Below are 15,049 nucleotides of genomic sequence, written 5' to 3' on the forward strand. Positions count from 1 at the left end.
ACAAACTACTTTATCGCTAATTTCGAAATGGATATTCGATTTTATTTCCTTTCGTAAAACACGTTCTTTTTCCAGGAATTCTCCCAACTCAATTCCAACTGCTGAAATACAGTTTTTTTCAAATCCATTATGGAAACAAGAATAGTCTGCTTGCCTTTCACTTCCACAACAGTCGGGATTTGTCTCGGAGTAGATTTTTGATCCCATCGGATATCCAAAATCACGAGAAACAATAGAACATAAAAATAAAAGATAAAGAGTATCGTTTTAAAAAAATTTTCCAAGATTCTCTCCCAATGCATCGTAGAGAGTAAGCGCCGATTTCAACTTCTTTCTCAGAATAGGTTCAAGCATCTCATTGCAAATTCTGTCCAGGCCCAAGATGTTTTCAACGGATATTTTTCTCTCCTTTAAATCCCGAAATCGAAGCATCAAAAACGTCTGTATCCACTGTGCCAAACCCAAATCGTTCCGATCCCCATAAAGACAATTTCCACATATAAGTTCGAAAGGAGAAGTTTGTAAAATAACGGATACCATCTTTTTCAACTCCGTTCCACAGGAATGACAAACAAGTTCCTTGGAAAGAAAACCTCCTGAAACAAGAAGGCGCAATTTAAAAAAGGGGAGAATCAATCCAGAAGGTCCGTTTTTCTCCAATTCCTCCAACGCCCCGGAAAGAAGTCGAAACTCGCCCGGATGCTCCGCTCCGTCCGGAGTGAATGAAGAAACGAGTTCCACAAGATACGATACGAGCACCGCCGCGAAATATCCCGACTTAGCCTTGTCAAACCGATTGATAAGCGAAATCTCTTTGACGTTATACGTCTCTTTATTTTTGGAATGATAATAATCCAGATCAGAAAGGGAACCGGGCTCCACTGACGCGATCGGCCTGGTTTTACTTTTTCGGATTCCACGAACGCGAAAATTCTCCACCTGCCCTATTTCGGGAAGAAGACGAATGAGCGCGTCTCCTTCTTGAATCGTTCTGGATTCCAAGACAATTCCGCGTATTTTTTTCAAAGCTCCTGGAGAATTTCCAGACATTCATCCTCCTTTAATTTCATGATCCGCTCCTCTTCCTCTCCACGTTCATGATCATAACCGAGGAGATGTAAAAAACCGTGAACCAGAAGGCGGTAAAACTCGTCTTTAACGGAATGTCCGATTTCTACGGCTTGTTTTTCAAGAGTATCCACGGAGATAACAATTTCACCTAACGCGATAGGAGGTAATGAATTCGAATCAAAACCCATTCGTTTTTGAAGGACGTTTTGTAAAGGCGAACTATCAAACTCCAACGGAAAAGAAAGTACATCCGTCGTTTTGTCCTTTCCACGACGCAAACGATTGATTTTCCTCATGTCGGAATCGCCTACGAGCAAAAGGCTGAGTTCGCATGGAAAATCCTTTAGTTCCTTACGGAAAAGAATCCCACAATTGAAAATCACCTCCGTTTCGTTCCACCAGGAAATGTCCCCGTAGTCGTTGGAAATGGAGACCGAATCCGCAATCAGTTTATTTTCCCCGAAGAGGTCTTGGTCTGCTTGTATCCGTTCATGGAATTTAACGCATTCTTTTTTTCCAATGCTTTGGTGGCTTCCATACTCGGATATTTCGGTCTGGAATGAAGACTGGATAATAATACTTCCTTAAACGAAGCTTTGATTACTTCCAGATCGCCTAATGTAAGTCCGCATTCGTCCAATTGATTTTCGGCGAGCTTGATCCCGATAATTTTGGTGATGAGGTTGTCCAAAGACTCGGGAGTAATCTCCTCCAACGAACGAGACGCCGCTTCGAGAGAATCCGCAATCATTACGATAGCAGTTTCTTTTCTCTGAGGTTTAGGACCGGGATACTGAAAGTCTTGTTTTTTCAGTTTCTTTTTCTGAGTCGGAGAAAGCTCGGACAATGCCTTGTGATAAAAGAACGCCATCGTCGAAGTTCCATGATGTTCGGGAATGAAGTCGATGACCTCTCTCGGAAGTCTAGCCTTCTTTGCCATTTCAATTCCGTCTAACACGTGATCAATGACGATCTTGGCCGCAAGTGCCGGATTGTTTTTGTCGATATTCTCTTTTTTCGGAATCAAATGTTGATTTTCCACAAAGAACCCGGCATTCGGGATCTTACCGATATCGTGGAAATATACCCCTACTCTAGTCAAAAGCCAATCCAAACCCAGATTTTGACAGGCGCGTTCTGAAAGAGCCGCAACTAAAAACGTATGTGTGTATGTGGAAGGCGCTTTAGTCAAAAGGTCCTGCAGTAGAGGATGACCGGTATCCGCAAGCTCCATCAGTTTAAAACGAGTCGGAACGTTGAATAAATATTCATAAATCGGAAGCAGAAACTGCGCCGCGGTGGAACAAGCGAATCCGTTGATCAGACAAAGAACATATAATTTGAATATATTCGACTCGACCAAATCCTTGATCCAAGATCCGCTCGGAATTGCCACCCAATAGTTACGAGAATCGAACAAATAACCGCTGGAAGCGATGACGATCTGAACTCCGGCTATATACAAACCCGCTTTGATAAAGTCGATTCGTTTTTTTAGATTTCTTCCATAACTCGCAGAAACGATACAAGAGACGAATCCCAGCATAAACGAAGTCGGATTATAGTGCGAGGCCATAAAGACGAAAAACGAAAGATAAAATCCGATCGCGATGGAAAGTTGTTCATCGTAGATAAAACTGACGATCAAACAGACGACTCCCACCGGAACGAACAAAGCGAAATAAAAGATGGAATCGTATTTGGTTTCGAAATTGAAATAAATCTTAGAAGCAACTGTGCAGCTTAAAACTAAAAACCAGATGAGGGAAAATACGATTACGTTACTCGAAACGTCGTTCAATCGTTTAGGATTGTATTTTTTAAGAAAAATATAAATGATCACCACAAAAACGGTCTGAATAAGTAAAATAGAAACGATAGAAGCGATGTTCGCCCGCGTTGCGTAGGTGTTCACAATTTGCAATTTTTTGAATATTTCAGGAGTTATGATCTCTCCGGACTTAACGATCACTTCTCCCGCAAGAATCCTAGAATTGACCGGTTCGGCCCGGTCGGCCGCAAATTGTTTAGCTGAGAGAGTTTCTTCCGCGTTATATGAACAAGAAGGATTGGAATAGATATAACTTAGGGAAATTTTTTGGACGATCGGAAGCACCGCCGCATCCATACGGGAAAGTTTTTCCTCCGCCATCCGATTGAGAATATTTACGGTATTAGGATCCCTATATAAAAAAGATCTTGGTATGATGTAGACCCCTTCCAAATTAGAAATCTGCTCTTTAATTCCCTGATTTCGAACCCGGCCGCCAGAATTTTTTAAGGCGGCGTAATCCGGCGGCAAATCGCGCAATATGCAAAAAGAAGAAAATACTAAATTAGAATATTGTTGAATTAGATCCTTAAGTTTTCCCTTGCCGGGAGTCTTGTATAAAAGTTCGATTTCTTCCTTCGACCTATTCCTCCATCGAGGAACGGCGCTCAAAAGTTCGGCATACACTTTTTCTTCCGCACTCGGTTTGAAGGAACGAAAGTTCTCCATATCTTCCTGAATGGCGTTGTTGATTTGATCTTGTAAGATCGCGTAATCGCGGTCAAAAACAAAAGGAGCGGACTGATATGCGGTTAGTTTTTTAGCCTTGGTCTTATCCTCGTCTTCATATACGATTTCTTTGACGGAAATGATTTTTTCCGGCGCCGTTTTCCCTTCCGAATACAATCCATCCGGAGAAAGATCCATTTTATCCTGGCCAAAAAACGGAATGGCGAGCATCCAGGTTACCATCAAAAGAGTAATAACCACCAAAGCGACTTGAAATCTTCGAACAAATAGAATCGGGCGAACCCTCGTAAGAGTGTCCGTAATCCAAGCCATAGCAGACTCTACTTGTTCTCCCGGGCTGGGCATACGATTATAGCTCCTCGAACTTACGAACGATCACTTCCACAAGCGGATGTCTGGTGATATCCTCTTTTCCGAAAAACACCATTCCGATTTGATCCGTGTTTTTGAATAAAGTCACCACTTTTTCAAGTCCGGAACGTCCATGATCTAAGTCGATCTGGGTGGAATCTCCAGAAATGCACATTCTAGAATTGCGTCCCAAACGTGTCATAATCATCTTCAGTTGGGCTAAAGTGCAATTTTGCGCTTCATCCAGAATGATAAACGCATTGGAAAGAGTTCTACCTCGCATAAAGGCAACAGGAGCGATTTCAATCTTGGTAAGAGAAATATATTCCTGAGTTTTTTCAGGTCCGATACATTCGTTAAGAGCGTCGTACACCGGGCGAAGATATGGATCTACTTTTTGATTCAGATCCCCCGGTAAAAAACCCAAATTCTCCCCCGCTTCTACCGCAGGTCTTGTGAGAATAATCTTATCGATAGTACCACTTGCAAAAATCTGCATGCAGTCGCGACGGAAAGAAAAGTTTTTCCCGTTCCTGCAGGGCCAAGCGCGAACGTGATCAAATTATCCTGAAAGGATCTAAAGTAAATTTCCTGATTTCTAGTTCGGGGGAAAATATGTTTTCCACGATATGTGGTGAGGATTTTGTCGCTCGGTTTCCAGGGAGTGCTTCGCTCCGGTTCGTTTTCCCTAGCTTTCTTTTTGCGAAGTTCCTTACCTGCATCCTTAAGAATATAAGCGAAATCGAATGAATCAATAAAATCCCTGTCCGGACGCTCGCGATAATTGGCCTCGATCTTTTTAAAAAAATCTAATGCGAATTCCACCTTGGCAGATTCACCCTCAACCTGAAAACCGTTTCCTCTCGGAATAATATCTATTTCGAGTTGTTTTTCGAGAATTTTAACACCTTCGTCATTAATTCCGCAGATTTTACGATACAGATCCTGGTTCTCAAAGTTGAACTGTTCTTTGCGCAATTTATACCTTTACCAGTTTGATCTTCAACTCTTGAAGCTGTTTTTCCTCGACGGGAGAAGGACATTCACTCATAAGACAAAGACCTCTTTGAGTTTTAGGGAAAGCGATCACGTCCCGAATCGATTTTCCTTCAGTAAGGAGCATCAGCATCCGATCGATACCGAACGCCAAACCTCCGTGAGGCGGAGCTCCGAATTCAAGGGCCTCGAGCAAAAATCCGAATTTTTCCTGGGCTTCCTCTTCGCCGATTCCGAGAACTCGGAATACTTGGTTTTGAATTTCGCGGGAATGAATCCTGATGGAACCACCTCCGATTTCGACTCCGTTCATTACAAGATCGTACGCTTTCGCGGTCGCGTTACTTGCGTTTTTTTGGAGAGTTTCCATGGATTCAAAAAACGGAATACTTTCGTCCGAAGGAGAAGTGAACGGGTGATGCAGAGCGTCCCAACGTTTGTGGTCCTTGTTCCACTCGAACATAGGAAAGTCCACGATCCAAGTGATATTGATTTCATTTTGTTTCGGAGTTTCAAAACGCTCGGAAAGTTTCAGACGAAGAGCGCCTAACGAGTGATTAACGATCTCCTTTTCATCCGCTCCGAAAAAGAGCATATCTCCTTCTTTGGAGCCGCACACTTTGGAAATGGCGTCTAATTCTTCCTTTTTAAAACGTTTTGTGATCGTGGATTCCAGACCTTCACTTCCGTGTTTCATATACGCGAGACCCTTAGCTTTGTAGTCTCGGTTTAACCATGCGGTATAATCCTCGATTTCCTTTCTGGAAATTACCGAACCACCGGGAACACAAATCGCCTTCACGGTTCCTCCACTTTTCACTGCTCCGGAAAATACGTTGAAGTCGCAGTCTTTTACGATTTCCGAAACGTCCACGAGTTTCATTCCGAAACGAAGATCCGGTTTGTCCGAGCCGTATTCTTCGATTGCGGTTTTGTAGGTCATTCTCGGGAAAGGAGTCGTAAGCTGAATATTAAAAACTTCCTTATAAATCGTGGAAACAAGACCTTCTATCTCGGAAAGGATTTCTTCCTGACTAACGAAAGAAAATTCCATATCGAGCTGGGTAAATTCCGGCTGTCTGTCCGCACGTAAGTCTTCGTCCCGAAAACACTTTACGATTTGGAAGTAACGCTCCATTCCTCCCACCATCAGAATCTGTTTGAAAATTTGAGGAGACTGTGGTAGCGCGTAAAATTGGTTCGGGTTGAGGCGGGAAGGAACGAGAAAGTCGCGCGCTCCTTCGGGAGTGGATTTGTTTAAGATAGGAGTTTCGATTTCGACGAACTTACGTTTACTCAGATAATTACGAATTGCGAATATAAACTCATGTCTTTTGATCATCCTATTTTTGAGTTCTTCTCTTCTAAAATCCAGATAACGATATTTAAGCCTGAGTTCTTCGGAAACTTCGTCGAACTCGTCCAACGAAAACGGAGGAGTTTTGGCAATATTCAAAATTTCTAATTTATCTAAAACGACTTCAATCGTTCCGGTTTGCATTTTCAAATTGACGGATTCAGCGTCTCTTTTTTTGAGTGTGCCGCTTACCGCCAAAACGTATTCGGAACGAACCTTCTCGGCGATAAAGAACTCTTCTCCCAAAAGCTCTTTACGTGCAACGACTTGAATGATACCGGTTCTGTCACGGAGATCTATAAAGATCACTCCTCCCTGATCCCGGAAACGGAACGACCAGCCGTAAAGAAAGATTTTTTTACCTACTTGGGATTCGTTTAATTCTCCGGCCCAAGAACGATTTTTATAGTTTTGCTGTTCCAATGAATTCCGTTTCCTCATTAATCTATATTATCAAATCTGCTAAGCTCGGGCCTAAAGGCAAGATGAAAAGAGCCGATAGGACCGGAGCGGTTTTTGGCGATGATAATTTCCGCCTTCCCCCGCATCTCTGGACTGATCTCGTCTTCTCCTTTTACTTTTTCTTCTCGATAGATAAACGAAACGATATCCGCGTCTTGCTCGATCGCACCCGATTCTCGGAGATCGGAAAGTTGCGGTTTTTGATCCTTAGATCTTTGTTCCACCGCTCGGGACATCTGAGAAAGGGCGATGATCGGACATCTTGCTTCCTTGGCCATCTGCTTAAGAGAACGAGAGATCGAAGCTACCTCTTGTTGACGACCTCCATCCTTGTTTTTCGGATCACTCATAAGTTGTAAATAATCCACAACAATCAAACCGATCTTTTCTGTGGTCAAAAGTTTACGCACGCGACCTTTGAAATCGTCTATCGTCAAACCACCCGAATCGTCGATATAGATCGGAGCCGCGGTGACTCGAACGATGGATTCTAAAAGCTTGGGAGCATCCGCCCGGGTAAGTTCGGATTTTTTGAGCTTCATGGATTCCACTTGGGCGTCGGCGCAAACCATCTTGAGAAGAAGTTCGATCCGACTCATCTCCAAAGAAAATATGACAACGGGCTGATTGTAAACAAGTGCAACGTTAGACGCTATGTTGAGAGCGAATGTGGTTTTCCCGTTCCCGGGACGAGCGGCAAGAATCATCAGCTCGTGTTCTTTGAGTCCCGAAGTCGCCTCGTCCAACTTGGTGAAGTTGGTACGAAGTCCGGTGATCTGTCCCCGATTCTTCATGATCTCCATGATGTAATCGGAAAGAGCGGTCTTATCCGAAGAGACCGGAAGCAGACCCTTCGCGTCTATACTTCTGGAGATCTCGGTAAGATTCTTTTCTACCGTGTTAAAGACGGATTCGTTGTCTCCGGGTTCTTTACGAACGAACTCTAAGGATTCTTGAAGAATTTTGGCGTATGTCCTGCGTTCGGAAAAACGTTTGATCCGAGCGGCATAATACGTAAGCGGCTGAGTGACTACCGTATCACGGTAGAGAGAATAAATATAATTGAATTCTTTTTCTTCGTCTTTAAGAAGGGAATTTTCCTTCAGGAAGTTCAGAACGGAAACCGGATCGATGGTGATTCTCTTATCAACAAGATCACCGATCGCCCGATAAACCCTTCTGTGAAGGTCCACATAAAAGTCTTCGGGAGCGACTGGAATATCGATCAGATTGTCCGTCCCTTTGAGAAGCAGAAATCCTAAAAAGGCCCTTTCGGATTCCGGTTCGTATAAAGAATCGGACTGCATGTCCCTAAAGAAAAATCACTCTTCTTCTTTTTTAACGTGAAGTGTAATTACGGGCTGAATTCCTTCCGCAAGACGAATCTTGATTTTGTAGGAACCCAGGTTGCGGATCGGTTCTGCGATTTCGATCTTTCTTTTATCCAGCTCAAAACCGTTTTTCTTCAAGATAGAAGCCACATCGATCGGAGTCACCGCTCCGAATAATTTCTCGCCCCCTCCGGTTTTTACAAGAATATCGTATTCTTTCCCGTTCAGGTTTGTCGCTACGGCTTCCATAGCTTTTTTACGTTTTTCCTTTTTTAATTCGCCCAGTCTCTTTTGATGAAAAGCGGCTTTGGTATTTCCTTCGTTGGCACGGACTGCAAGTCGTTTGGGAAAAAGAAAGTTTCTCGCGTAACCGTCGGCAACTTCCCTTAAATCTCCCGCGTCTCCGAGATTGATAACGTCTTTTTGTAGAATCACTCTCATGTTCGTACCTCAGTTCACCTTGTAAGGAAGAAGCCCGATACTTCTCGCTTTGCGAATTTCGCGAGCGAGAACTCTTTGATAACGAGCGCTCGTTCCAGTGATTCTTCTAGGAATAATCTTTCCACGATTTGTGATAAATCTTTCCAAAAGTTCGATGTTCTTATAATTGATTTGTTTTGCAAGTTCCGGATCGGCCGTAAAACGACAGACTTTCTTCTTGTATTTATTTTGTTTTCTTTGCGGCTTGCCTTCCATTTCGACGGAAGCATCGCCTTGTTCCGGTCTCTCGGAACGTTCTTCTTTGATTTCATTCTCGCTCATAAATGTACCTCATTAAAACGGTATGTCGTCGTCTCCGTCCGGTGCAGGAGGGTTATAAGATTCCGGAGAGGACGAATTTCCTCCGAATGTCGAAGATCCGCCGGAAGAAGATCCGCTCATCGAATTAGAATCGTCTTTAGAACCTAAAAGTTGAAAATTCTCCACGACGATACGAATTCGAGACGCTTTTTTACCTTCCGGTGTTTCCCATGTGTCCTGCTTTAATCTTCCTTCAATGGCAATCTGTTTTCCCTTTTTACAATACTGTTGAATGATATCGGCCGGTTTTCCCCAGACCTCACAATCGAAAAAATGAGACTCCTCTCTTTTTTCTCCGTTAGACACATAGGTCCTACCATTGGCCAGAGAGAAATTTACAAGAGAAGTACCATTGATCGATTTGAACTCCGGGTCCCGTGTTAAACGACCGACCAGAGTCACTCTATTGATATCATTAGCCATCGAGGCGAACGACCATGGAACGAAGGATGTTCTGATTGATTAAAAATTCTTTTTCCACTTTTTCAATGGCACTCGGCTCGGCGCTACATTTGTAATGATGGAAAATTCCCTGTTCTTCGTGTTTGATCGGATGCCAGAGTTTTCTTTGGCCCCAATCTTCGTCGGCGGTAATACTCACGGAAAATTTATTCAAAGTATCCTGAACTTCAGACTTTGTAACTTCCCGAGAGCTCACAGGTGTAATCGTGGTGAGTTCGTAGTTTCTCAAAAGTTTCTCCTATGGTTATAAGCCCGCCTACAATTTGCGACGAGCAGAAGAACCGATAATTTAGCCTATTTTTTGCGCCGAAAGGTCGGGGTCAAGGGGGAATTTGTCGGAAGATCTAGAAACGCTCTGTCTCCCTCGATTCGGAATCGAGTACCAAATTCCGCCGAAAGAACCGCGATTTCATGTAGGAACTCCTGTGCTTCCCGACCTATTACCGGTCGGATCCTATGATCTTCTTTTTGAAATTTTCCGAAAATCGGAACGAGCTCTACCCGCTCCAAACGGTTACGACGGATATGAAAGATTGCAACTAAGTTGTGATTAAGATAGGAATTTCTACTTCCGAAAATCAAATTCCCCAAAGAATAGAGAATCACCCCACCTCTGTAAATCTCGACACCTTGCGGAATATGAGGATGATGACCGATCACGATCTTTACGCCGGAATCGATGAGAGTCCTTGCAATTTTCCTCTGATCGGAAGTCGGAAAGGGAGAATACTCAATTCCCCAATGCAAAGAAACGATCCGAATCGGAGAAGAATGATTTTTAAAACGGGAAGGATGTTTTTCAAAAAACGCCGCTTGCAAAGAAGAAAGCATAAAAGGAGCGACACCCGACTTCGTGGGAGTCGCATAGTGAGACCGTTCGGCAACCGCGGTCACGGAATGAATACGTAGGTCCGTACCTTTCAAACTTAAATTCAGAGGATTCAAAACCTGCGGGAGTTTTTTTCCCGCGCCCACGTTCAGAATATTATTTTTATTTAATATACTAAGAGTCTCGTCCATTCCTCTTTGACCATGATCGAAGGAATGATTATTTCCGAGGAAAACCATATCCACTCCCAAAAATTTGAGAGAATCCAAATCTTTTTCATGAGCGGTAAAAATATAAGCTTTTTTAGATTCTTCCGTTTTGGAGGCAACAACAGGAGTTTCCAGATTGACCATTCTGAAGTCGGCTTCTCTAAAAAGGGATTTTAGACCTTTTACGGGCGCAATCTCTCCGTGTTTTTGAATCGTATCCCGGATCCCCCAATTAAACATAACGTCTCCTCCCGCAAGAACTTTGAGTAATTCCGGATCGTGATTATGTTCTGGATATAAAACGGAATCGATTTTGTCTTGAAAAGCCGTGAGAGTTGATGGGGAATTCGTCTCGGAATTTTGAGAAGAAGAATGCTTTAAGGATTCGGAAGAACAATAAATAGATAAAAAGAAAAATACCAGAACCCATCCTAATAAAGGAAACTTAGAAGTCACTCTTATAGTCACAACTCGGATCGTAGAATACGACGCGAGAACATTCTGAATCTTATTTGGAAATTTCTGACGATTTATACGGCACCGTAGAGCACTCTTACGTTTGAGAATCCAAAAAATTGAAAAAGCTGAGAAAAAAAATCTTAACGCAAGTTCCGATAGGAAACAGTAAAGTTTTCCATTTGATATTCCCAAAAGACGAATCAAACTCTCCGAAAAATAAAACCGATTCCAGCTTTTTTGATTTCGAACCCTTAATACCGGATTTTTAAAAATTTCACGGATCTGGAAAAGAGAAAAAAACACTGAGGATAAACTATTAATCTCATTCAAGATTGGAAAGATTTTTTTTAGAATCGAACGCGAAACACTTTTGAATCTGCCCTTTTTAAATCATACGTAAAAAGATAAATTCAGTCGTATACCGTAGATCGCTTGCATCAAGAATTTATGGACTTATTTTCTACAAAATTTTTCTTTTACAAAAGTTCAGGCCAACTTCAGGAAAAAATCTAAATCTTTTCAGATATATTTATCCTCATATCGAAATCTCTACAATGAGATTATCTTTAGGGCACTTCTATAAAATACAATTTTTTGTAAAGGACATCCGACCAGTGAAAATTGATTGAGCCTGAATGTAGCTTTTAAGTAAAAGATCTACCTTTAAAAAATAGAACTATCTCAAAAATACTTTATCTTTGTTTAAAAGACCGATTATTCTAAAATATTCTTGAGACGGCTTCTAATAAAAAACAGAACTGCGTTTAGACAAAATAATTCGAAATCAACTTCCTAATTCATAAAACGTTTCTTTTCGTTCTAATATCTCCAAGGCTACTTCCCACGTTTTTTATTTTTTTATATCTTGAATCCAAAAAAGGACCATTAACATTCTTTCTCCGAGCCAAAAACTTTTTCATAGTTTGGGTTTTGATTCAAAATTTTTGATATAAGAAAGTCTGGTCAAATCGCTTGCAAACTTCATAGCTAAAATGGCTCGCGAGTTGAAACACTTTCGTAAAAAGCATTTCACCTGAGTTTTTTAAACTAAAGTGTTGCTCTCTCCGATGTATCTCGCGTCAGCCCTTTTGCAATTTTTTTTTACATAAGAGCATATTGAGCTAATTTTCGCGCCAACACCACTCCAGGCATAGAATCAAAAAGTTCTCCCATATAAATCATTGTATAAAAAATTGCGATCATTTGTGAGAAGTCGCTATGATTGATTTTTTAGCACCTTTTTTAGGATATAATCTTTGATAGAATTCCTTTATCTTTTCGCCATATTGACAATGGACAAGACTCCAAGCCACCTGAACGATCATTCTTCGAATCGAATGGCTTACGATCCTTCCGTATCGGACCGTGTCTCCTGGAGATATCTGGGAACCAATCCCGCGTAGTAAGCAGCTTGTTTAACCGAAGAGAATCGTTTACAATCATCCATTTAGATTTAGAGTCTATCCCAAAACTGGATACATTCAGAAAACGGAATGATATAAATATAAAATGGACAAATATTCTTCAGAGGTTCCAGATGCACTTTGGAAAAAAACAGCACCATGAATCCCGAAAGATAAAACGAATCTCCAAGAAGGGCGTAATTGTGTTTTTGCAAGAATAGGAATCATCCATCAAATGAAAACAAGATGTCAGTGGCGTGTAATTCTCAATGAATTTGGATTTGGCCAAACTTGTCATAGAAAATTTCAAGAATGGGAATGAGCAGGAGTATTTAAAAAGATCTACAGCACGTCTCAAAACCTGCGGAAGCGATCTTTAGAAAGCAGCACTTTAGCTTTCTGCTTTATCAGAAAGTTCAAGCTGGTAACTAAAGCGTCTCGTTTCCATTGGCGCTCGACGGGCCCTACAAATCCATTTTAAAATATTATAATATGCAGAATAAGATAGCACAGGACTGAGTCTCGGTGGATTCCGTAATTGTTAAAGCTCCCAAAGGGAAGTTTAATCGGGAAAACTCTACAGACTGTGCCGAATTAGGGGCTAAATAGCATATTCCTACAGATAGAAATGGAAGCCTACTGGCAATTACATTGAGCGGAGCCAATGCTCACGATAAACACACAATGTAAAAGATATGTTGGATTCAATCCTACTCATTCCTGCAAAAATAAGTATCCACAAGTAAGAAGAAAAAAGATGGTTATATGAAAAATGAAAAGAGATTCAAGAATTTATAGAGAAGAAGACAAAAGGGAATTCGTTTACTTGAGAAAAGCTACACATGTTATGGAATAACCAAAGAACTTGAAGTTAGTAAACAATCAGTAATGCGTTAGCTTGCTCAATATGAAAAGGAAGGAATAGAAGGAGTCAAATGGGATTGCATTCTTGGCAGACCGTATAAGTTAATGCTTGAACAAAAAAAAGAATTAAAAAGAATCATCTTGAAGAACCCGATAAGTTATCCGCTCTCCAAATGAACTCTGGTCAACGTATCGTATATCAGAAATCATACAAAAAGAATTCGAAGTAACGTTTCATCAAGATTACGCAGGAACCCTCTTACACCAAGAGTATATCTGGCGTATGGTGTAGCCGGAAGAGAAAGGGCATGCCAATTTTTGTCTGGAGAATCTTGGCCCATTGATTCAAAGAGCAAAATCTACTTTAGGAAAATTGAAATCAACTACGAATAGTTTTGAAAGTCATCGGAAGCAAATTGACATTTAGGCGCTTATTTTTATAAGGATGAGTAAAATAGAATCTACAATCGATTGTGGAAAAGATCCACCAAGCGGAGCTAAGGAGGTGTGGAGCAAATTAAAAAAACGCAAAATAGCTGGACAAAACGACAATCAAACCAAAAATCCCAATCGGCAAACCAGCACGAATCATATCCTTGATTTCAATCCCCCCGACCGAATATGCAATCGCATTTGGAGGAGTGCTTACAGGGAGAGACATAGCCAGAGAAGCACTAAGAGCAATTCCTAAACATACTTCCAAAAGATACACATTCGATCCGGGAAAAAGTATCGCAGAAAACGGAAACGCAAATGGAACCAGAAGATTTGTCGCAGCGGTGTTCGACATAAAAGTGCTCAACAAAAGAGTTAGAACACAAAGAAAGAATAATATACTTATTGCATATTCTGGTTTAGCAATATGCTTTAGGATTCCCGAAAACCAGGGGCCCATTCCGCTCTGCTGAAAACCTACTCCGATACCGATTCCACCCGAGATTAGAATTAAAACGGACCAATCCAAGGAGTTTATATCTTTCTCGTTCAAAATTCCGAACATCGGAAATAAAATCAAAGGAAGAAGTGCAACAACTCCCGCTGGAATTCCGTGCAAATTTTCGGTAAACCAAAGGACAACTGTTCCCAAAAAAATCATCGAAGTAACTCGGAACGAAAAGGATTTCATTCCGCTTTCCGGTTCTTGAAACTCCACCACTAAGTCCAAGGAATCCTTCTGCGGAAACAATTTCATAAGAAGTATCCAAGCAAATAAAATTAAAACGACGACAAGAGGAACCGCAAAAAACATCCAAGTTCCGAAGGGAATGACAATACCTTGTTGCCTAAGAATTCCCATCGCTATGATATTCGGAGGAGATCCAATCGGGGTTCCCACTCCTCCTATGTTCGCCGCAAATGGAATTCCCAGTATCAATGCTTTTCGAAAGGGTTCCTTTTCCGGTAAAACCCGTAATAAGGGAAAAGAAAGGGCAATCATCATAGAAGTGGTCGCCGTATTGCTCATCCACATTGATATAAATCCGGTTGTGAACATAAAACCGAGAAGCACCTGATGACTCTTTACCCCGAATTTACGAATGATTCGATTGGCAAAAAAACGATCCAAACCCGTCTTTACGCAAGCTTTTGCCAATACAAAACCGCCCAAGAACAGTATAATCGAAGAATCCGCCAAAGAAGAAAGAAAGACTGCAGCAGGCGGATTTTTATTTTGAGGAAATACAAAACCCGGAATGCCGATAGGATTCGCAAAAAAGATAATTTCCAAAAAAATCACGAGAATCGAAGTGGCGTATCCGGGAATCGGTTCGGCCACCCAAAAAACAGCGGCCAAAACGAAAATACAGATCATAATGGCAACGCTTAAAGGAAATTCAAAAATAACCTGAACGAAAAATAAAATTCCAATTAAAAGCAAAGTTCCAATAATTAAAATTAAGTCGCGCTTCATTCGGGTGTTTAAAATATAAAA

Annotated in this window: 12 protein-coding genes and 4 pseudogenes; 2 read left to right on the top strand and 14 right to left on the bottom strand. The window is 41.4% G+C overall.

The genetic code is table 11. From position 1 onward, the window contains the following. Nucleotides 1-41 precede the first annotated feature (41 nt). The 13 genes and pseudogenes from CLV95_RS01870 to CLV95_RS01930 form a co-directional block, all read right to left on the bottom strand. On the bottom strand, nt 42-284 hold the full coding sequence (locus tag CLV95_RS01870; protein ID WP_002725640.1) for a hypothetical protein: 243 nt from the start codon (nt 282-284) through the stop codon (nt 42-44). Further along, nucleotides 268-1,050, bottom strand: a complete 783-nt coding sequence (gene recO, locus CLV95_RS01875) for a DNA repair protein RecO (protein WP_002725679.1) — start codon at nt 1,048-1,050, stop codon at nt 268-270. The genes CLV95_RS01870 and recO overlap by 17 nt, the downstream gene beginning before the upstream one ends. Next, on the bottom strand, nt 1,023-1,454 hold the full coding sequence (ybeY, locus tag CLV95_RS01880; protein WP_002725685.1) for an rRNA maturation RNase YbeY: 432 nt from the start codon (nt 1,452-1,454) through the stop codon (nt 1,023-1,025). Before ybeY ends, recO begins: the two co-directional genes overlap by 28 nt. 62 nt (nt 1,455-1,516) lie before the next feature. Next, entirely contained in the window at nt 1,517-3,937 is a 2,421-nt protein-coding gene (locus CLV95_RS01885; RefSeq protein ID WP_002725732.1) for an HD family phosphohydrolase, read from the bottom strand. Nucleotides 3,938-3,941: 4 nt separating this feature from the next. Further along, a pseudogene (locus CLV95_RS01890) lies at nt 3,942-4,822 on the bottom strand (PhoH family protein). Nucleotides 4,823-4,922: 100 nt separating this feature from the next. Next, complete coding sequence (gene aspS / locus CLV95_RS01895) at nt 4,923-6,737, bottom strand: aspartate--tRNA ligase (RefSeq protein ID WP_016749107.1); 1,815 nt, start codon at nt 6,735-6,737, stop codon at nt 4,923-4,925. Further along, a complete protein-coding gene (gene dnaB / locus CLV95_RS01900) occupies nt 6,737-8,065 on the bottom strand; it encodes a replicative DNA helicase (RefSeq protein WP_002725719.1) in 1,329 nt (442 codons plus the stop codon). Before dnaB ends, aspS begins: the two co-directional genes overlap by 1 nt. A gap of 15 nt (nt 8,066-8,080) precedes the next feature. Beyond that, nucleotides 8,081-8,530 carry a 50S ribosomal protein L9 gene (gene rplI / locus CLV95_RS01905; RefSeq protein WP_002731198.1) on the bottom strand — a complete coding sequence of 150 codons (450 nt, stop codon included), beginning with the start codon at nt 8,528-8,530 and terminating at the stop codon, nt 8,081-8,083. Nucleotides 8,531-8,539: 9 nt separating this feature from the next. Then, nucleotides 8,540-8,851, bottom strand: coding sequence for a 30S ribosomal protein S18 (rpsR, locus tag CLV95_RS01910; RefSeq protein ID WP_002725672.1), 312 nt, complete (start codon nt 8,849-8,851; stop codon nt 8,540-8,542). 12 nt (nt 8,852-8,863) lie between these two features. Continuing rightward, nucleotides 8,864-9,313, bottom strand: a complete 450-nt coding sequence (locus CLV95_RS01915; protein WP_011669979.1) for a single-stranded DNA-binding protein — start codon at nt 9,311-9,313, stop codon at nt 8,864-8,866. Then, nucleotides 9,306-9,581, bottom strand: a complete 276-nt coding sequence (rpsF, locus tag CLV95_RS01920; protein ID WP_002733768.1) for a 30S ribosomal protein S6 — start codon at nt 9,579-9,581, stop codon at nt 9,306-9,308. The genes CLV95_RS01915 and rpsF overlap by 8 nt, the downstream gene beginning before the upstream one ends. Nucleotides 9,582-9,646: 65 nt before the next feature. Then, a complete protein-coding gene (locus CLV95_RS01925) occupies nt 9,647-11,179 on the bottom strand; it encodes a CapA family protein (RefSeq protein WP_369747130.1) in 1,533 nt (510 codons plus the stop codon). 771 nt (nt 11,180-11,950) lie between these two features. Next, nucleotides 11,951-12,296: pseudogene (locus CLV95_RS01930) on the bottom strand (transposase); the annotation flags it as partial. 119 nt (nt 12,297-12,415) lie between these two features. Between CLV95_RS01930 and CLV95_RS19990 the strand changes: the two are divergent. Together CLV95_RS19990 and CLV95_RS19175 are read left to right on the top strand one after the other, a co-directional pair. Continuing rightward, nucleotides 12,416-12,571: pseudogene (locus CLV95_RS19990) on the top strand (IS5 family transposase); the annotation flags it as partial. Nucleotides 12,572-13,068: 497 nt separating this feature from the next. Beyond that, nucleotides 13,069-13,384, top strand: a pseudogene (locus CLV95_RS19175) (IS630 family transposase); the annotation flags it as partial. A 249-nt stretch (nt 13,385-13,633) separates the two neighbouring features. Here the strand turns inward: CLV95_RS19175 and CLV95_RS01945 are convergent. Continuing rightward, the gene (locus CLV95_RS01945; RefSeq protein ID WP_002727930.1) at nt 13,634-15,028 is read right to left on the bottom strand and encodes a DASS family sodium-coupled anion symporter; all 1,395 of its coding nucleotides are present in this window, start codon (nt 15,026-15,028) and stop codon (nt 13,634-13,636) included. Nucleotides 15,029-15,049: the final 21 nt, after the last annotated feature.

The sequence above is a fragment of the Leptospira borgpetersenii serovar Javanica genome (assembly GCF_003046425.1).
GTDB lineage: Bacteria > Spirochaetota > Leptospiria > Leptospirales > Leptospiraceae > Leptospira > Leptospira borgpetersenii.